This window comes from Ruegeria sp. S263, assembly GCF_056780525.1.
Window position 1 is genome coordinate 1,250,401 of the sequence record NZ_CM165558.1, and the last position, 17,527, is coordinate 1,267,927.

17 protein-coding genes are annotated in these 17,527 nt (G+C 55.8%); 1 reads left to right on the forward strand and 16 read right to left on the reverse strand.

Features of this window, described 5'->3' with window-relative positions; translation table 11 throughout:
• Window positions 1–37 precede the first annotated feature (37 nt).
• The 13 genes from ACT2B1_RS06235 to ACT2B1_RS06295 form a co-directional block, all read right to left on the reverse strand.
• On the reverse strand, window positions 38–1,345 hold the full coding sequence (locus ACT2B1_RS06235) for an ATPase (RefSeq protein WP_171125702.1): 1,308 nt from the start codon (window positions 1,343–1,345) through the stop codon (window positions 38–40).
• A 118-nt stretch (window positions 1,346–1,463) separates the two neighbouring features.
• Window positions 1,464–2,009, reverse strand: a complete 546-nt coding sequence (locus tag ACT2B1_RS06240) for a prepilin peptidase (protein ID WP_481668774.1) — start codon at window positions 2,007–2,009, stop codon at window positions 1,464–1,466.
• Between the two features lie 3 nt (window positions 2,010–2,012).
• On the reverse strand, window positions 2,013–2,864 hold the full coding sequence (locus ACT2B1_RS06245) for a tetratricopeptide repeat protein (RefSeq protein WP_481668775.1): 852 nt from the start codon (window positions 2,862–2,864) through the stop codon (window positions 2,013–2,015).
• Window positions 2,865–2,892: 28 nt separating this feature from the next.
• A complete protein-coding gene (locus ACT2B1_RS06250; protein ID WP_481668776.1) occupies window positions 2,893–3,417 on the reverse strand; it encodes a tetratricopeptide repeat protein in 525 nt (174 codons plus the stop codon).
• A 73-nt stretch (window positions 3,418–3,490) separates the two neighbouring features.
• Window positions 3,491–4,471 (reverse strand): type II secretion system F family protein, encoded by a 981-nt coding sequence (locus ACT2B1_RS06255; protein WP_171121851.1) that lies wholly within the window; start codon window positions 4,469–4,471, stop codon window positions 3,491–3,493.
• Between the two features lie 10 nt (window positions 4,472–4,481).
• Window positions 4,482–5,450 carry a type II secretion system F family protein gene (locus ACT2B1_RS06260; protein WP_481668777.1) on the reverse strand — a complete coding sequence of 323 codons (969 nt, stop codon included), beginning with the start codon at window positions 5,448–5,450 and terminating at the stop codon, window positions 4,482–4,484.
• A gap of 12 nt (window positions 5,451–5,462) precedes the next feature.
• Window positions 5,463–6,908, reverse strand: coding sequence for a TadA family conjugal transfer-associated ATPase (locus tag ACT2B1_RS06265; RefSeq protein WP_171241095.1), 1,446 nt, complete (start codon window positions 6,906–6,908; stop codon window positions 5,463–5,465).
• A gap of 24 nt (window positions 6,909–6,932) precedes the next feature.
• A complete protein-coding gene (locus ACT2B1_RS06270; protein ID WP_171121854.1) occupies window positions 6,933–8,168 on the reverse strand; it encodes a CpaE/TadZ family protein in 1,236 nt (411 codons plus the stop codon).
• Window positions 8,169–8,363: 195 nt separating this feature from the next.
• Complete coding sequence (locus ACT2B1_RS06275) at window positions 8,364–8,987, reverse strand: OmpA family protein (protein WP_171121855.1); 624 nt, start codon at window positions 8,985–8,987, stop codon at window positions 8,364–8,366.
• A gap of 17 nt (window positions 8,988–9,004) precedes the next feature.
• Window positions 9,005–10,411: a type II and III secretion system protein family protein gene (locus tag ACT2B1_RS06280; protein ID WP_171210950.1), complete on the reverse strand. Its 1,407-nt coding sequence runs from the start codon at window positions 10,409–10,411 to the stop codon at window positions 9,005–9,007.
• 191 nt (window positions 10,412–10,602) lie between these two features.
• Window positions 10,603–11,478, reverse strand: coding sequence for a Flp pilus assembly protein CpaB (cpaB, locus tag ACT2B1_RS06285; RefSeq protein ID WP_481668778.1), 876 nt, complete (start codon window positions 11,476–11,478; stop codon window positions 10,603–10,605).
• 147 nt (window positions 11,479–11,625) lie between these two features.
• Complete coding sequence (locus tag ACT2B1_RS06290) at window positions 11,626–11,832, reverse strand: hypothetical protein (protein WP_171121858.1); 207 nt, start codon at window positions 11,830–11,832, stop codon at window positions 11,626–11,628.
• 79 nt (window positions 11,833–11,911) lie between these two features.
• Window positions 11,912–12,121, reverse strand: coding sequence for a Flp family type IVb pilin (locus tag ACT2B1_RS06295; RefSeq protein ID WP_171121859.1), 210 nt, complete (start codon window positions 12,119–12,121; stop codon window positions 11,912–11,914).
• 355 nt (window positions 12,122–12,476) lie between these two features.
• Here ACT2B1_RS06295 and ACT2B1_RS06300 point away from each other — a divergent pair, with 355 nt between their 5' ends.
• On the forward strand, window positions 12,477–13,337 hold the full coding sequence (locus ACT2B1_RS06300) for a lytic transglycosylase domain-containing protein (protein ID WP_171121860.1): 861 nt from the start codon (window positions 12,477–12,479) through the stop codon (window positions 13,335–13,337).
• A 41-nt stretch (window positions 13,338–13,378) separates the two neighbouring features.
• Here the strand turns inward: ACT2B1_RS06300 and ACT2B1_RS06305 are convergent, their stop codons facing one another.
• The 3 genes from ACT2B1_RS06305 to topA all read right to left on the reverse strand — a co-directional run bounded on the left by ACT2B1_RS06305 (window position 13,379) and on the right by topA (window position 17,420).
• Window positions 13,379–14,005, reverse strand: a complete 627-nt coding sequence (locus tag ACT2B1_RS06305; protein ID WP_171241097.1) for a CoA transferase subunit B — start codon at window positions 14,003–14,005, stop codon at window positions 13,379–13,381.
• Window positions 14,005–14,709, reverse strand: coding sequence for a CoA transferase subunit A (locus tag ACT2B1_RS06310; RefSeq protein ID WP_171121862.1), 705 nt, complete (start codon window positions 14,707–14,709; stop codon window positions 14,005–14,007). The genes ACT2B1_RS06305 and ACT2B1_RS06310 overlap by 1 nt, the downstream gene beginning before the upstream one ends.
• A gap of 92 nt (window positions 14,710–14,801) precedes the next feature.
• A complete protein-coding gene (gene topA / locus ACT2B1_RS06315; protein ID WP_171241098.1) occupies window positions 14,802–17,420 on the reverse strand; it encodes a type I DNA topoisomerase in 2,619 nt (872 codons plus the stop codon).
• Between the last annotated feature and the right edge of the window lie 107 nt (window positions 17,421–17,527).

A 17,527-nucleotide genomic window follows, 5' to 3' on the forward strand; every position in this document is an offset into this window, starting at 1 on the left:
CGCAGATTACTCGGCCCGGCCCCGAAATGGCACGGCGTTATTTGACGATTTTCTCGTCCTTGACGAACATGTTGGCCCAGGCGCGGTCGATCAGGTCGGGGCTCATCTGATAGGGGATGCCCTCGAATTCACAGATTGAGATCATCTGATCGATCAAGAAGATGGGCTGATAGTTCGCGTAGATATTGTTGATGGTCGGGTATCTGACTTTTAGCAGGTGCACCAGGGCGGCCTCATCCAACGGCATACCGCGTTTACGGGCAACCATGGCAAAGATTTTCAAGAAGTTCTCCTGGTTTGGACCGTCGATCTTGATCTTGAAGAAAATCCGGCGGAGGGCCGCTTGGTCGAAGATTTCATTCGGGTGGAAGTTGGTCGAGAAGATAACCAGCGTGTCAAAGGGGACTTCGAATTTCTCACCCGATTGCAGGCCGAGGATGTCCTTGTTTTCTTCCAATGGAACAATCCAGCGGTTGATCAGCGCCTGTGGCGGTTCAGCCTGACGCCCAAGGTCGTCCACGATAAAGATGCCACCAGTCGATTTAAGCTGCAGCGGGGCCTGATAGGTCCGCGCGGTGGGGTTGTAGACCAGGTCCAGCATGCTGAGCGAGAGTTCACCGCCAGTCACAACAGTCGGGCGTTCGCATTGAACATAGCGCGTGTCGAACCGTTTGCGGCGGCGCAAACTATTTGGATCGTCGGCTTCTTGTTCGATCGCGGTATGCACGATCGGGTCGTAGACGGTGATCACCTGACCGGCATATTCAATGGCGCGCGGGACATACACGCTGTCCCCCAAAGCATCACGAATACCGTTCGAGATTGACGACTTACCGTTACCGGGGGGGCCATACATGAGGATCGACCGACCCGCGCTGACCGCAGGGCCCAGATGATCCAGAAGGCTGTCGGGAAGAACCAGATGCCCCATGGCTCCGGTCAGTTGATCACGCGTGACCTGAATGTTCCGGATCGACTGGCGCTTGACCTGTTCGCGGTACACATCCAGCGGGACCGGCATTGCGCCAAAATATTCCGACTGGCTTAGCGCGTCCAAGGCACGTGCCTTGCCCGCATCCGTCAGTTGGTATCCCATTTCGTTGCCACTGTTCGCGTTCAGCGTACCGGTTGCCTCAAGAAGCTTTTGTTCGCGCGCGATGTCGATCAATTCCTGCGTTACCGAACCGGGCAAACACACTGCCGCGGCAACCTCGGACACAGTATCCACGTTTTTGCGGAAAATTGTCTTCAGCAGGATGTCCCGCATCATGACGATGGGAAGCTGCATTTCACCCAACCCTTTGGGGGCAGGAGGGGCCATTACCGTAGTCGTCTGCATATTCATGAGCGTCGCCCGTCTTATCCAGTATTCACGCCAATTGCCCGATGCCGGGCCACTTGCGGAAAATCTGGTCCTGCTTTGTGTCATCACCAAGGCAGGGAAAAGGCGGTCTGATGATAGTTTACGACCCGTAAACAGTCCCCAACATCATATAGATGGCCAATCCGCCGCCCAGCGAAAAGCCCATTGGGAACTGCTTGGCGCGGTTCCAACTCTCCCAATCAGGAGCAATGGTTCTAAGGGCTGTGTTTCTGGCAAGCCGGTGGGTTACAAACGCGGCCAGTGTCGTGGATACCAGGATCATGGTCGCTGTCATGTAATCCCCCGGCCAGATAAATGCAGAAGCCGCCGCCAGAAATTTGGCGTCGCCAGCCCCCATAAGGCCCGCCGCGTTGAAGAAGATTCCAAGGATCAGGACAACCACGATATGCAGCAATTGCCAAACATACGGGGGCAACGTGATGGTAAACGGGCCGACCCAACCAGTGGTCCATTCGGTTGACCAAGGCGGCAGAACAAACAGACCTACGACAACAAAAACCAAGGCCAGCGTGATCACCGCGTGGTTCTTGATCAGCATGTCACGCAAGTCTGTGAAGGCCACGTAAAAGCAGATCGGCAGAACAAACGGTAAGAACCAGCCCGCGGCAAGTGCGGGAATGCTCATCAATCAGGCTTCCTCGAGCGCCCGGAGCGAGCGGACAGCTTCTTCGAAATGCTGTGGATGCGTCGCGATCGCTTCACGGAACAGGTTCTTGGCCGTCGTGACGTCACCCTGCTTGACCGCAGAAATCCCCATCGTATTCAGCAACATAGCACGTTCCGCCTGCGTCAGGGGGACAACAGGCATGCTGTAGTTTCCCTGTGCCGCACGCGCCAGAACAAGGTTGTTCTTGGCAGTAAACAAAGTGTTGTCCTGACGAATGGCTTCTGTGAACAGACGCTCGGCCTCTTCGAATTCGCCACGAGACAGCTTGGAGTATCCCCAGTTGTTCATGACGCTTCCGGGGCGCGTGGTCAGCCCGACAGCAGTTTCATAGAAATGATCCGCACGCTTCCAATCTTGTTTGGAATCCGCAACGACAGCCTCGAGGCGGTAGCGCTTGAAGCTTTCGTACGTTGGCGGGATGGAATCCAGAACCGTTTTTGCCTGTGTCCAGTTGCCCGAACGCACAAGCGCGTCGGCATATTCGACCTTGTCGACGTTGGCCGCACCTTTCATGGTTGTCACTTTTTTCCATGCGGCGGCTGCTTCGGTCGTGCGTTTGGCGCGTGCCAGCGAAATTGCCAAACCGCGCTGCAGGTCGATACGGCCGGGATTCTTAGCAGCCGCACCTTGGAAATAGGTCACAGCCTCATTCGGGTCGGCCGCCGTCAGCAGAACTTCGTTCAGGTTTGTCTCGTCGATGACGTTCACTTCCTGATACGTCTTCGCGACCTTTTCCTCTTCGGTTTCTTTTTCACAGGCAGACAGGGTCAGCCCGCACAGAACCATTGCCGGAATCAAGAATTGTTGGCGCATTTTGCGTCCCTTACTGCTCTTGCCTAAGTTACGGGAGCTTGCGCAGCTTGAATTGCCCGTCGCCTTGCTGCTCCAGTGTGTATTCTTGTTCTTCGGGTGTAGTATTAACAGGATTTTCCATTTTTGCGAGTGCTAAGCGAAGATTGTCGCGAATTGCGTCACTTTCGCCATTGTCCAATGCAAAGGCGCGCCGAAAGACCTGCGCTGCTTCGGGGAATTCGCCTTTTTCCACCAGAATAACGCCCAGATTATTCCACGCCACCGGCCAGTCTGGTTCATCGGCGACGGCACGACGCAGCAGGGTTTCAGCCGGCTTGAGCTGCCTGAGGCCAAGGTTTGCGGTGCCCATCGCCGCCATGATTTCCGGTGTCATACCTTGATCCAGGGCCGCGCGGGCAAATGAATCTAGCGCCAGGTCATATTCTCCGGCCACCAAAAGGCGATTGCCCACAACCAACGGGTCTTCAACTTGCCCCTTCGGATCAATACCCGGTGGATCCAACTGGTCCGAAACGCTGGTTTCCGTGCAAGAGGCCACCATGGTCATCACCATAGCGGCCCCTAGTGCGCGGCGAATCCCGAGTTGGACGCACCTGCTTGTTGAAATCATAGGGCTGAAGGCTCCCCTAGTTGCCACCTGCGAAGTCTGCGATGCCCTTTGCCGAAGGTCCAACAAGAATGACCAGCAACGGCGGCACCGTCAGCATCATTGTGGCAAGTGTCATTTTGGTTGGCAACTTGTTAGCGGCCTCTTCCGCGCGCATCACGCGTTTGTCACGCATTTCGCTGGCGTAAACCCGCAAAGCCTCGGCAATTGACGTACCAAAGGTTGCCGATTGGATCATCACCGTAACGAAAGAGCTGACATCCTGCACCCCACAGCGCGTGCCAAAGTCGCGCAGGACGGTGTCTTTATCCTTACCTGCCTTAAGCTCGTAGGCAACGACTTCGAATTCCTGTGCAATATCAGGGTAGGAAGCTTTCATTTCAGTTGCCACTCGGACGATGGCCTGGTCCAGAGACTGCCCGGCCTCAACGCAAACCAGCATGAGGTCCAGCGTATCGGGGAAACCGGCAACGATCGCCTCTTCCCGCTCGGCTACGCGGCGTGTGATCCAGTAGCGCGGCAGGAAATAGGCTGCGGTTGCCGGAATGATCACACGAATTGCCATTTGCGAGGGTGTGAATTCCTCGTCCCCGGCCAGCACTGTCACCAACATCACACCGATCAGGATACCGACGATCCCCAGCGCGAATTGGGCAAAGTGAAAGAATCGGACGGCATCCTTTGAGTGATATCCGGCCTGACGCAGCTTAAGCTGCATGGCCGACAGTTCTTCTTCGTTTTGCGGTTCAAGAAATGTCGCAAACTTTTCAAGCTGTTCGTTGCGACTTGCATTACGCAACTTGTCCCGCTTTTCCTTTTTGCCCTTCTTCGGAGCCGCGTTAGATCGCTGAAGCTTTTTAAGAGGATCTTCGGGCTGATTGATCATCAGCGGAACCGCAACCAGGATCATAAAGACCCCCAGCACGCCGACGACGATCAAGGGCCCGAATTCACCCAGGTTATCTTTCAGCAGGTCGTTAATTTGAGCCAAGAACTCCATGATACTTACCTCAGACCTTAATGTTTGTGAGAATGCGCATGACGATCAGGTTCAGCGTCAGCATGATCCCAACGAAGAAACAGCCGGGAATGAACCATGCGTGGTCCAGAACATCGTCATAGTAACCCGGGTCTTTCACCAGAATGAAAATCAGACAGAAGACCGGGAAACCGGATAGGAACTTGCCGGACCATTTTGCCTCGGCAGTGATTGCCTTAACGCGGCGGAACAGCCGAAAGCGCGCCCGGATCACCTGGGCCAGACCAGCCAGAATTTCGGCAAGGTTACCACCTGATTGCTGCTGAATTCCCACGGCCACAGACAAGAAGCGCAAGTCCTGCATATCCAGACGCTCGGCCAGGTCCTTCAGGGCTTCGCCGACGTCGCGACCATAGGCACACTCGTCTGCAATCACGCCGAATTCGGTGGCCAGAGGATCCTGAACTTCGTTTGCAACGATCTGGATCGTAGACACAAAAGGGTTACCAACGCGCAGCGAACGCACCATCAATTCCACGGCGTCAGGCAACTGCTCTTCCAGCAGGGCCATCCGTTTCGACGCTTTGTGGTTCACCCATGCATAGACGCCACCGACACCGATTGCGATCGAGATTGCAATGCGAAGGTAAGTGTCTGTTGCTGTGCCGATACTCAGCCCAACAAACGCAAACCCCGACAACAATGCCATTATCACGATCAACTGATGGGGTGAAAATGCAATCGCTGCTTTCTGCGCCTTGTCAGCCAGCAGAGAATAGAGCGGGATGCTCTGGGTTTTCATGTGCTGCTGCATTTCTTTCCGCAGCTGCTCAAGAACCTGTTCGCGCCCGACACCTTTATCCAGCATGTCCAGGCGCCGGTTGACCCGGCTGTTCAGACTGATGGATTTGCCGAATGCGACAAGATAGATACCTTCGACCAACGCCAGAACAGCGACGAAGATAACAACATAGATAAGGGCCTCAAACGGCAGTTGCATATCTGGCTCTCCTTACATCGTCGTTGGTTCGTAAATGGACGGGGGCAGGTCAAAGCCCCACAAACGGAAGCGTTCTGAAAAGTGGCTGCGAACGCCGGTTGCTGTGAAATGACCAATGATCTTGTTGTCTGGGGTCAATCCAACGCGTTGAAATTTAAAGATTTCCTGCATCGAGATCACATCGCCCTCCATGCCGGTGATCTCGGTGATCGAGGTCATCCGGCGCGAGCCGTCCTGTAGGCGGCTGGCCTGTACGATCAGGTTCACAGCAGATGAAATCTGGCTGCGGACCGCCTTGATGGGCATTTCGATACCGGCCATTGCGATCATGTTTTCCAAACGTGAAATACCGTCGCGGGCCGAGTTGGCGTGGATCGTAGTCATCGAGCCGTCGTGACCGGTGTTCATGGCCTGCAGCATGTCGATGACCTCGGCGCCACGCGTCTCGCCCACGATGATGCGGTCGGGGCGCATACGCAGGGCGTTTTTCAGACAGTCGCGCGGGCTGACTTCGCCTTTGCCTTCCACGTTCGGTGGGCGGCTTTCCATCCGGCCCACGTGGGTCTGTTGCAACTGAAGTTCCGCGGTATCCTCGATGGTCAGGATACGTTCGGCATCGTCGATAAAGCTGGACAGGGCGTTCAGCGTTGTCGTTTTACCGGAACCCGTACCGCCAGAAACGATGACATTCAGGCGGGTTGAAACCGCTGCCTGCAGATAGGCGGCCATTTCTTCGGTGAACGCTCCGAAATTGACCAGATCGTCAATCCCCAGTTTGTCCTTTTTGAACTTACGAATGGAAACCAAAGAACCATCAACGGCAATCGGAGGAACCATTGCGTTGAAACGCGAACCATCGGCAAGACGGGCGTCAACATATGGGTTGGATTCATCTACGCGACGACCCACAGCGGACACGATCTTGTCGATAATCCGCATCAGGTGCTTTTCATCTTTGAACGTGATGTCGCTGATTTCCAGCTTGCCCGCACGCTCAACAAAAATCTGCTGAGGTCCGTTTACCAGGATATCGTTGACCGTATCGTCTTGCAGCAACGCCTCCAAAGGACCAAGTCCTGTAACTTCGTCGTACAGTTCCTTGGTAAGCTGCGATCTGTCCTCGCGGTTTAGAACGATGTTCTTGAGTTCCAGAACTTCGCTGGCAATTGCGCTAATTTCAGCGCGCAGTTCGGATTCGCCTGCGTTTTCAAGCGCCGCGAGGTTGAGGTTTTCAAGAAGTTCGCGGTGCAACTCGATCTTGATCTCGCCAAGGCGCTCTTTGCGTTTGCGCTCGCGATCAGAGGCTGCAGGCTCTGCTGCCTTCTTTTTCACAGGGCGACGCGCGACGGCATTCGCGGAAGGGACCTGTTCAGCAGCGGGTTTGGGCGCTGCGGCTTGCGCTTGTTCCGCCGGTTGAACCGGCTGCGCTTCGGGCTGTTTCTTGTATCTTGAAAACACGGCGGCTCTCCCTTTGGGATTGTGTTATGCGGCCTCGGCGCTGCTGCTGCCCAGGCTGTGAAGAGATTTCGCAAGCTTCGCAATTTCACGACGTAGCGGGTTCTTGGCGGCAGAACTGGCCAGCGGCAGACCATGGTCGCCACTTTGCATCACCGGCTTTCCGCCATCGGGCAATTGCAGGTCGATCGAAATGCCAAGGCTCTCGCCCATGCGTTTGATCCTGCTTTTTCCGTTCAGATCCGTGAATTTAGGCGCACGGTTCATCGCAAAACGCAGCTTGTTGAATGGAAGCTCTTCGGCTTGAAGTGCCCGTTTCAGGCGCAAAGCGTTCTGCGCGGACCGCATATCCAGTTCAATTAATGCGAAATACACATGTGCAGCTTGCAGAACGGTTTCGGACCACTGAACCAGTGTTGTGGGCATGTCCACAACCACATAGTCAAAGTGCCGGCGTGCCGTATCAATGACGCGCTGAATATCCTCTGATGTGATCAGATCCAGCGGGACCATATCAGACGGTGCCGTCAGGACCTGCATTTTTTCTTCATAAGTTTGAAGGGCTTGCGAGAACACGTCATCGTCCATTGACGCCGTGTCCGAGAGCATCTCAAAAACAGTTTCCCGGCGCGGCAGATCCAGATAGGTCGAAACAGTGCCGTATTGCAGGTCCAGGTCGATCAGGCAGACAGACGGGGCCTCTTTTTCCGAAATCGAAGCCAGCTCCCAAGCCAGGTTTACCGCCAGAGTCGTCGATCCGACGCCACCGGCCAGACCGTGGGTCACAAACAAAGCGCCTTCTTTTGATTCGCCCTGCGCTAGCGAAACGGCCGCTTCCTGCGCCAAAACGACCGGGTCGGGCTTGTTCATACGCTCGATTGCTTCCTGCAACTCGCCTTCTGGCAAAGGGTAGGGGACAAATTCATCCGCGCCCTTGCGCAGCAACTGGTGCAATGAAGCTGGCGTCACGTCCTCGGCAATCAGGACAACTTTGATCTTCTTTTCCTTGGCCTGCGTGATGATCTCACCCATCAGGGTAAGGTTGTCTTCGTCTTCGCCGTCAATAGCTAGGGCAACGAACTCAAGGTGATCGGCTTCAGGCTGTCCAAAAAAGGCCAAAGCCTCGGCAAACCCCAAGTCGCCCCAACGCTCACCCAAAGCGGCTTCCATGTCTTCGATCAGAAGATCAAAATTCTGGACGTCCCGGCTTATTGTGCAGGCCAGAATAGCGGTTTTATCATCTTGCGTCGTTGCGCTGGTCATTAACACAGTCCTCGTCGAGAGGGCAGCAACCTTCGCGAACCAAATGGTCCGGTCAGGCTTCTGTTGCCCTGTTGCGGCCTTATCCGGTCGCAGTTCACCCAATTGTTGAAAATGTGGCTTGGAACTTAGGCAAGAATTAGGCGCAAAAGAACCAATTGTTGGGAATTGGGCGACGATGTCGCCCAATTCAAAAGATTATTCAGAGATGTCTGTCGCGTCTACATCAGTGATGTAGCTCAGGTTGGTCGCGCTCTCGACATACTCGCGATAGATGACTTCTGCGTACTTGCCATCCAACAGCTGAGGTGCGCGATCAACAAAGCCTGAAACCTCTGTAACCGTACGCCGGTTGCGGCGGTCTCTGTTCGGCGTGTCGATCAAGGGTCGAGTTTTGCCAAAGGAAACAACGGCTTCCAGTCGCGACCGCGAGATGCCCTGACGTGTCAGGAAGGCAACCGCTGCGTCTGCACGACGCTGGCCGAGGCTTTGGTTGTAGGACTGGGATCCAACAGCATCCGTATGACCGTAAACGCGGAAGCGCGCTTCGGGGAACTGTTTGATCCAGTCTGCCTGCCGCAGCAGGATGCGCTGTGCGCTGGCATCCAACTGCGCGCTGTCAAAGGCAAAGTTGATCTGCGTTGGAACTTCGGCTGCGAACCTACGGCCCAGGATTTGGGCATATGTCAATTCGCCAGTCATGACTTGCGAATTGTTCAGAGTCGCATTTCCGAACGCACCTTGGTCAACTTCATATCCGGCCTCACGCGTACATGCGGCGACAGCGACCGAAAGACCCAGTGTGATGATCCACTTCTGCATTGGTCCTATCCTCCTTATCATTCCAGCACGTAGCCGTATGAGCTACCGAAGTCTTGCTTGGCGACTTCAGACGCACCACCGGAACCCAGACGTTCGGTTCTTGCGGTCCGGCCGTTGATGAACAGATCGAACTCGCTTGGCGGTTTGACCCGATCCGTCGGCAGAGCAAGAGCTTCACCGCGAGTCGGCGACACCAGGTGTGCGGTTACGATGACGACGAGTTCGGTTTGCTGACGCTGATATTCGGCGCTGCGGAACAGGGCACCAAGAACGGGGACGTCGCCCAGCCACGGCACCTGGTTGTTCAGGTCCGCAAAGTCGTCTTGGATCAGGCCCGCGATTGCAAAGCTTTCACCGTCGCGCAGTTCGACCGTTGTTTTGGTCCGACGTGCAACGAACGAAGGAACATTGTTACCTGCAATCGTAAAGTCCGAGTTATTGTCGATACTTGAAACAGATGTGCCCATCTCAAGGTTGATCAGATCACCGTCCACAACGCGCGGAGTAAAGATAATCTGAACACCGAAGGCCCGATACTCGATCGCGATGTTGCCGTCATCGGCAGGGACCGGAATTGGTACTTCGCCACCCGCGAGGAACTCAGCTTCCTGCCCGGACAGGGCAGACAGGTTGGGTTCCGCCAAGCTGCGCGCCAGGCCCTTTGCCTCAAGTGCTTCCAACAACAGGCGAACTTGCGTCGAACCGGCACCAAAACCGAACAGGATCGCGCCTGTGTTGGTCTGAGACACCGGAATGTTGTTGTTGATCGCGTTTTGTAGCGACAAAGCGTTGTTCAAGGTGTTGAAACCACCCGTTACGTCGCTACCGCCAAAGCCCAGCGATGCTGTAAGGCTTTTTGCGACTGAACGGCTCATTTCGGCGAAGCGTACCTTCAGCATGACCTGCTGAACGCCGCCAACCGACATCAGGTTCGAAACACGCTCGGGCGCGTAGCGCTCTGCCAGTTCCAGTGCCCGGGCCAGTTTGGCCGAGCTGGAAACAGTGCCGGACAGCACGATCCCGTCATTTGCCGTGCGGACCTCGATCGGTTCGCTTGGCAGGATCTGCCGCAGACGCTCTTTAAACTCCGAAACGTCCGGAGATACGCGGACGCGAACGTTGGCAAGCAAGTTGCCCGCCCCGTCAAACAGCGTCAGGGTGGTCAAGCCGGGGGCTTTACCCAAAACATAAATCGTGCGGTCCGAAAGCGACGAAATATCAGCAATGCCGGCGTTGGCGATGCTGAGTTCGGCAAACGGTTCCTCACTCTCTACGACAATGGCGCGGTTCATCGGGACATCGAGCGTTTCCGCCGTACCCTTCTTAACCACGCGCAAACTTTGAGCCCAGGCGGCATCGCCGACGGAACTCATTACAAGCGCCAACCCCAAAAGGGTCGCGCTAATCCAAGATTGTATTTTCATGTGACCTGCCTCTCCGATCACGCCTCGTTGTAGGTCTAGTGCCTTATGCCAGTTAACACTGCGCGACTTGTGAATTTATTGCAATAATCAATGGTTTCTGGAATTTTCCTTATGTGGATAATGCGCAACATCCAAAATAACACAAGCCGCGCAAGATGCGCGGCTTGTACGTCTAAATCGCTGATTTGGCGTCAGTTTGTGCAGGGAATCACTGTTTTCACGATCTCTCCTCCGCGCCGGGTATTTACCGTGCAAACTTCTTCCTGGACTTGCACCGGAGCAGGGGCGGCTTCTTTGATTCCCAACAGCTTTCTCTGGTCCACTTCAACCGCGCTTGCGACGGTTTCGTCCTGAACTCCTACCAGTGCCAGAGACAGTCGACCTGTGTTCTGCGCCTGTGCCAGGGCAGCAATTTGTTCAGGCGTCGCCGCGACCGTGACGGTGCGCGCGATGGTTGCACCTGTTAGGTCGGAGCCCGCCTTTTGGTCAACCGCGATAAGTTCAATGTTGGTTTGAATCAGCCGCGTGATTTCACCGCTGTTGCCAGCGATTGCACCACTCACCGATCCCGTCCAGTAAACGTCGACATTGTCACCCGGACGCAGGAAACCCGATACACCCGATGCAACATCAACACTGATTGCAAAAGCGCGTTTCCCTTTTTCAATACGCGAAGTCAGGCCAGCCGATTCTCCGGGCTTGGTCACCTTGACTTCCATCAGGGCTTCGTCCTTTTCCATTGCTCTCAGGACAAAGCGGTCGCCTTTTTTGTCTTCGGGAAACAATTCCGCCAATCCCAAAAAGGTGCCTTCGGGAATCGCATCTTCGGGCCACTGCACAACGCGAATGTCTTCCTCGGTCAGGCGCTCGCCGTATTTCAGCGCGCGGTTCGAGACCAAGACGTCAATTGTTGTGATTGTCTTTACATTCGCAAGCGCGTCCTGCGCGGCGCGCTTCTCTTTTTCAAGTTCAGCCTGAGTTTTGGAGATGTAGTCTTGTGCCAAATAGACTGCGCCACCGGCCAGAGCCACCCCGATAATCAGGACTAGTCCAAATACTACACGCATTCGCGTCCCCTCGCTTATTCTGTTTACTCATGACGTCGCAACGAATGCGCGTCAGCTCATCCCTCGCTAATCGTGAATTGTGTCGAAAAGGGGGACAATCCTTGATTTTTTTTGCGTCCGTGGATTTTCGGTCGATCCAATCAAGCGTTACTCGGATACGGGTATCTGAAAACTGGGGTCTCGCACCTCGGCACCTCTGAGCGCATTGCCGGTTTGATTGTCCACGTGTTGAATGGATGGAGAAAGGTTTACGAAGATAATTGCGCCAAAGCCGACCAGACCCGCCGTCAAAAGAACCCAGTCGGCGGTGATGGCCCCATCTTCACCAAATAGATATTTTGCGATTCTGTTCATTTTTCAATCCAGCTTTTTGAGATAAAAAAAGGGTCGCAATCTGACGAACGCGACCCCTCTTAAAATGCTGTTCGGGCTATTAGTTGCTTGCTGCGCCGCCAATTGCCGGAACGCTTACGGATACACCCGACAGAGCCGTGTCGATTTCGCCGGCCAGGTCCGAAGTACCTGCGCCAACCTGGGTGTAAGCAACGGCTGCCAGGCCAACGATAGCTGCGGTCAGAACGACCCAGTCAACTGTTACGGCGCCGTCTTCGTCTTTGCGGAAGTTCTTGATGAACTTGATCATGTTACGTCCCTCCTAAAGGATCAAAATAGTCTGTCAAACCTCGGCGTCTTACAGAGCTTCGTCTCTCAGTCCGCTCTTGACCGTCTCGGTATGGCATTATGTTTGACTGGCGTGCGTGGCAGGAATTGGGCCAAAACCATTTTTTTTTCGCCGAATGTTAACTTTCCGGTAATTTTTTTGTCAAGCAACTGAAATATAAAGATAAAAAATGCGAAATTAGTTGAGGCGACCCATTCGCCCGATGCAAAATTGCGCCAAATGAGGCGAAAATGCCCCAATTCCGGTGGTTTTTCTGGTTTTGGGGCCGGTTCTGGGGTTCAAATCAATCAAAAGATAAATGCATGAGGCGGGCAAAATGAATCTCAGGGACGCAATATTCTGCGTCGGTGTTGTGGCTGCGTTGTTTTTCAGCCCTGCACCTGTTGTTGCGCAATCCGTAGAACCAAGAGGCGTATATAAACGAGTCAAAGCGCCAAAGCCGGGTACGCGCCCTAAGATCACGGTTCAAATCTCGCCCGAGGAACATGCCACAGCGCCTTTCGCTCCAAGTACTGGAACCGAGATCGCTGTTCCCGAGATTATTGCGCGGACTCGTGTTGCGCCCCCTAGCCTGCCGGGAGGGGCCGAAAAGCCCACCGGTTCCTACAAGGAGTTCTGGGAAAAGATTTCGCCCGACTTGGCGCGATCTGGCGCGGGACGCCTGGATGAGGCGATAAACGCGCTGGCTGCGATCAATGTCGCCTCGCCCCGATTGCAGACGCTTCAGAACATTGCGCAGCAGCAGGGGATTGAGATTCTTCGCTCCACCGTCGGCACGAATGTCTCACCCGCCTTGGTGCTGGCTGTGATTTCCGTGGAATCCGCGGGCCGTTCGGATGCGGTCAGTTCCGCCGGGGCGCAGGGCCTGATGCAATTGATGCCTGCGACGGCCAGACGGTTTGGCGTGAAAGACAGCTTCCACCCGGGCCAGAATATCTCTGGCGGTGTGAAATACCTGAACTGGTTGATGGAAGAGTTCGGGAACGATCCCATCCTCGTTCTTGCCGGATACAACGCCGGTGAAGGCGCGGTACGCAAACACGGTGGGGTCCCACCTTATTCCGAGACGCGCAATTACGTTCCCAAAGTGCTGGCCGCGTTTCAGATAGCACGGGCTTTGTGTTCCACGCCGCCTGAGCTGATCTCGGACGGGTGCGTGTTCCAGACGCAGAACTAAAAAAGGCCCGCCGTTCTGGTGGGCCTTTTCCGTGATGCTTGTCAGTTGACGATGGTTGCTTCGGTGGCGCTTCGAATTTCGTCTTCGGTAACGCCCTCGGCGGTCTCGACGATCTTTAGCCCACCGTCCACGATATCCAGAACGCCCAGATTGGTGATAATTCGGTTCACCACCTTTTTGCCGGTCAGGGGCAGGGTGCATTTCTTCAGCAGCTTGGACTTGCCGTGCTTGTTGGTGTGATCCATCACCACGATCACCCGGCCAACGCCGGCCACAAGGTCCATCGCGCCGCCCATGCCTTTGACCAGTACGCCGGGGATCATCCAGTTGGCCAGATCGCCCTCTTCGTCAACCTCCATCGCGCCCAGCACGGCAGCGGCGATTTTGCCACCCCGGATCATGCCAAAGGATGTGGCGCTGTCGAAATAAGATGTGCGGGACAGTTCGGTGATCGTCTGCTTGCCTGCGTTGATCAGGTCGGGGTCTTCTTCGCCCTCGAACGGGAAGGGGCCCATGCCCAGCATGCCATTTTCCGATTGCAGAGTGATGTCCTTGTCGCCGACATAGTTCGCCACCAGCGTCGGAATTCCGATCCCGAGGTTTACATACATGCCGTCTTCCAGCTCTTGCGCTGCGCGGGCGGCCATCTGATTTCGGTCCCAAGGCATTATGCGTCCTCCTTCTTGCGGGTGGTGCGCTGTTCTATGCGCTTTTCGTGGCTACCCTGAATGATGCGGTGCACATAAATGCCGGGCAGGTGGATGGCGTCGGGGTCCAAGGAACCACGTGGGACAATCTCTTCAACTTCGGCCACGCAGATCTTGCCGCAAGTCGCGGCGGGGACGTTAAAGTTACGCGCAGTCTTGCGGAAGATCAGGTTGCCAGTGTCGTCGGCCTTCCACGCCTTGACGATCGCGAGGTCGGCAAAGATGCCTTCCTCCATGATGTAAGTCTCGCCGTTGAAGTCTTTGTGCTCTTTCCCTTCGGCGATCACGGTGCCCACGCCGGTTTTGGTGTAGAAACCGGGGATACCAGCGCCACCAGCGCGCATACGCTCAGCCAGAGTGCCCTGCGGGTTGAACTCTAGCTCAAGCTCTCCGGCCAGGTACTGACGCATGAACTCGGCGTTTTCGCCAACGTAAGAGCTGATCATTTTCTTGACCTGCTTGGTTTGCAGCAGGATACCGATGCCGAAATCATCAACACCCGCGTTGTTTGACGCAAATGTCAGGTCCTGAGCGCCGGACTCTTTAATTGCTTCCAGCAGAAGCTCGGGAATGCCGCACAGGCCAAACCCGCCCGCCGCAATCAGCATGCCATCCGACAACACGCCATCAAGCGCATCGGTGGCATTGGCATAGACTTTTTTCATGAAGAAACTCCCCCAATGACATGGTGATGGGCAGGTTGTGCCGCCACGTCACGGGGAAGTCAACGAATCCAAGGGGGTGGTGGTATTTCTACCTATGAGGCCGCCTTTTTGGTCGTCTTCTTGGCCGTTGCCTTCTTCTTCGGCGCAGCTTTCTTTTTAGTGCCTTTCTTGGCGGCGCGCTCGTTGACCAGTTCGATGGCCATTTCCTGCGTCACGTCCTCGGGCTTGATGTCCTTGGGAATGGTTGCATTAACCTTTTCCCATTTCACATATGGCCCATAGCGCCCGTCCAGCACTTGCATTGCCCCGCCATCGGGGTGATCGCCCAGTTCCTTGAGCGGTTTTGCCGCCGCACGCCGTCCGCGCCCCGGGTTTGCGCGTTTCTCGGCCAGCAATTCGACTGCGCGGTTCATCCCGATCTCGAACACATCGTTCGGGTCCTTGAGATTGGCATAAACCGGCTTCGCCTCGTCCGGCAGTTGGTGCATGATATATGGCCCGAAACGTCCGAAATTCGTGCTGATCATGCCGCCATCGGGGTGTTCGCCGATCTGGCGAGGCAAAGACAACAGTGTCAGCGCCTTGTCCAGATCCATGTCATCCTTGCTCCACCCACGGGGGAGGGACGCACGGGGGGGCTTTTTGTTCTCGGGCGTGGGTTCGCCGCGCTGTACATAAGGACCAAACCGACCGGATTTCAGCCAGATCTCATCGCCTGCATCTTCACCCAGCAGGCGCTCATCGCCCTCGGCCCCTTCGCCCGCGATGGGGCGGGTATAGGTGCATTCCGGATAGTTGCCGCAGCCCACAAACCCGCCTGTGCGCGAGGTTTTCAGGTGCAGCTGACCTACACCGCATTTCGGGCAGACACGGGGATCAGAGCCGTCTTCACGAGGTGGATAAAGCTGCGGGGCCAGCGCCTCGTCCAGCTTGTCCAGCACTTCGGAAATGCGCAGTTCCGATGTCTCACCAATCGCGGCTGAGAAATCGCGCCAGAACTTACCCAGCAGGTCTTTGTAGTCACGCTCGCCCGCGCTGACATCGTCCAGCTCACCTTCCAGATTGGCGGTGAATTCGTATCCCACATACTGTCGGAAGAAATTAAGCAAAAAGATCGTAACGATCCGGCCCTTTTCTTCGGGGATCAGCCGGTTCTTGTCCTTGCGCACATATTCACGGTCCTGAATCGTGGTCACGATGCTGGCATAGGTGGAGGGGCGCCCGATCCCCAGTTCCTCCATTCGTTTGACCAGGGTGGCCTCGGTATAGCGTGGGGGGGGCTGCGTGTGGTGTTGCAGGGCCAGAACCGCCTCGTTTTCAGACAGAACCGCGGCCTTGTCCTCGGCCTTGGCGAACTGATCCTTGAGCGAGGCCTTTGCAAACCGCGCCGGATCGCCCTGCGTGATCTGGGGCAAGCGCTTGTCGTCGTCATCGGCCACATCGTCGCGGCCTTCCTCATAGACGCGCATGAATCCGTCGAACATGACAACCTGACCGGTAGCGCGCAGGCCGACCTGACCATCATCGCTGCCGATCTCAACGGTGGTCCGCTCCAGCCGGGCAGCGGCCATCTGGCAGGCGATGGTGCGCTTCCAGATCAGATCATACAGCTTTCGCTGATCCTCATCCGTCACCTTCAAATCGTTGGCGTCGCGCGACATGTCGGTAGGGCGGATACATTCGTGCGCTTCCTGCGCGTTCTTGGCCTTATTCTTGTAAATGCGGGGGCTGTCAGGCACATATTCCGCGCCATAGCGGTCGGTGATGGTATCGCGGGTGGCGGCCACAGCCTCGGGGGCCATGTCGATGCCATCGGTCCGCATATAGGTAATGTAGCCGGCTTCATACAGCCGCTGTGCCACCTGCATTGCGTGGCGCGCGCCCATGCCGAATTTGCGACTGGCTTCCTGCTGCAGGGTCGAGGTCATGAATGGAGCGCTGGGGTTGCGCGCCGCAGGCTTCGCCTCGACCGAGGTCACGGTAAGAGCGCGGCTGGTGATTGCCTGAACGGCCAGTTCGGCCTGCGTGGCGTTCTTCAGGTCGTGCTTATCCAGTTTATTCCCGGCCAGAGTGACCAGACGCGCCTCATAGGTCTGACCACGCGGCGTTTCGAACAGCGCTTTGACCGACCAGTATTCAACCGGTTTGAACGCCTCGATCTCCATCTCGCGCTCGACGATCAGACGCAAACAGACGGATTGCACACGCCCCGCCGATTTCGCACCGGGCAGCTTACGCCACAGGACGGGGGACAGGTTGAAGCCCACCAAGTAATCCAGTGCGCGACGGGCCAGATAAGCCTCGACCAAAGGCATATCGACCTGACGGGGGTTCTGCATCGCTTCGGTCACGGCGTCCTTGGTGATCGCGTTGAAGGTCACGCGGCTGACCGGCGTGTCCTTTTTGATCGAGCGGCGCTTGGTCAGCGCCTCTTGCAGGTGCCAACTGATCGCCTCGCCCTCACGATCAGGGTCAGTGGCGAGGATCAGGGCGTTGTCCTCTTTCAGCGCGTCGGCGATCGCTTTGACATGCTTGCGGCTGTCATTGCCAACCTCCCATTTCATGTCGAATTCGTGGTCAGGATCGACCGATCCGTCCTTGGGCGGCAGGTCACGCACGTGACCATAAGACGCCAGAACCGTGTAGTCATCGCCAAGATATTTGTTGATCGTTTTGGCCTTGGCAGGGGATTCTACAACAACTACAGGCATTTAAGGGAAAACCTCGCTCGACGAATTTGGCGCCTTCTATGATGGTGCAAAATGTGGAGGGCAAGAGCGAATTGTCAATGCGTTCCTTTTGCCAAAGCGATTTGGCG

Excerpts from the sequence above, each read along its gene's own strand:
- ACT2B1_RS06300 (WP_171121860.1), top strand. The coding sequence starts at position 12,477 with ATGAATCTCAGGGACGCAATATTCTGCGTCGGTGTTGTGGCTGCGTTG.
- ACT2B1_RS06270 (WP_171121854.1), bottom strand. The coding sequence starts at position 8,168 with ATGACCAGCGCAACGACGCAAGATGATAAAACCGCTATTCTGGCCTGC.
- topA (WP_171241098.1), bottom strand. The coding sequence starts at position 17,420 with ATGCCTGTAGTTGTTGTAGAATCCCCTGCCAAGGCCAAAACGATCAAC.
- ACT2B1_RS06255 (WP_171121851.1), bottom strand. The coding sequence starts at position 4,471 with ATGGAGTTCTTGGCTCAAATTAACGACCTGCTGAAAGATAACCTGGGT.
- ACT2B1_RS06310 (WP_171121862.1), bottom strand. The coding sequence starts at position 14,709 with ATGAAAAAAGTCTATGCCAATGCCACCGATGCGCTTGATGGCGTGTTG.
- ACT2B1_RS06245 (WP_481668775.1), bottom strand. The coding sequence starts at position 2,864 with ATGCGCCAACAATTCTTGATTCCGGCAATGGTTCTGTGCGGGCTGACC.
- ACT2B1_RS06275 (WP_171121855.1), bottom strand. The coding sequence starts at position 8,987 with ATGCAGAAGTGGATCATCACACTGGGTCTTTCGGTCGCTGTCGCCGCA.
- ACT2B1_RS06260 (WP_481668777.1), bottom strand. The coding sequence starts at position 5,450 with ATGCAACTGCCGTTTGAGGCCCTTATCTATGTTGTTATCTTCGTCGCT.
- ACT2B1_RS06235 (WP_171125702.1), bottom strand. The coding sequence starts at position 1,345 with ATGAATATGCAGACGACTACGGTAATGGCCCCTCCTGCCCCCAAAGGG.
- cpaB (WP_481668778.1), bottom strand. The coding sequence starts at position 11,478 with ATGCGTGTAGTATTTGGACTAGTCCTGATTATCGGGGTGGCTCTGGCC.
- ACT2B1_RS06295 (WP_171121859.1), bottom strand. The coding sequence starts at position 12,121 with ATGATCAAGTTCATCAAGAACTTCCGCAAAGACGAAGACGGCGCCGTA.
- ACT2B1_RS06280 (WP_171210950.1), bottom strand. The coding sequence starts at position 10,411 with ATGAAAATACAATCTTGGATTAGCGCGACCCTTTTGGGGTTGGCGCTT.
- ACT2B1_RS06305 (WP_171241097.1), bottom strand. The coding sequence starts at position 14,005 with ATGCCTTGGGACCGAAATCAGATGGCCGCCCGCGCAGCGCAAGAGCTG.
- ACT2B1_RS06240 (WP_481668774.1), bottom strand. The coding sequence starts at position 2,009 with ATGAGCATTCCCGCACTTGCCGCGGGCTGGTTCTTACCGTTTGTTCTG.
- ACT2B1_RS06290 (WP_171121858.1), bottom strand. The coding sequence starts at position 11,832 with ATGAACAGAATCGCAAAATATCTATTTGGTGAAGATGGGGCCATCACC.
- ACT2B1_RS06250 (WP_481668776.1), bottom strand. The coding sequence starts at position 3,417 with ATGGTGATGACCATGGTGGCCTCTTGCACGGAAACCAGCGTTTCGGAC.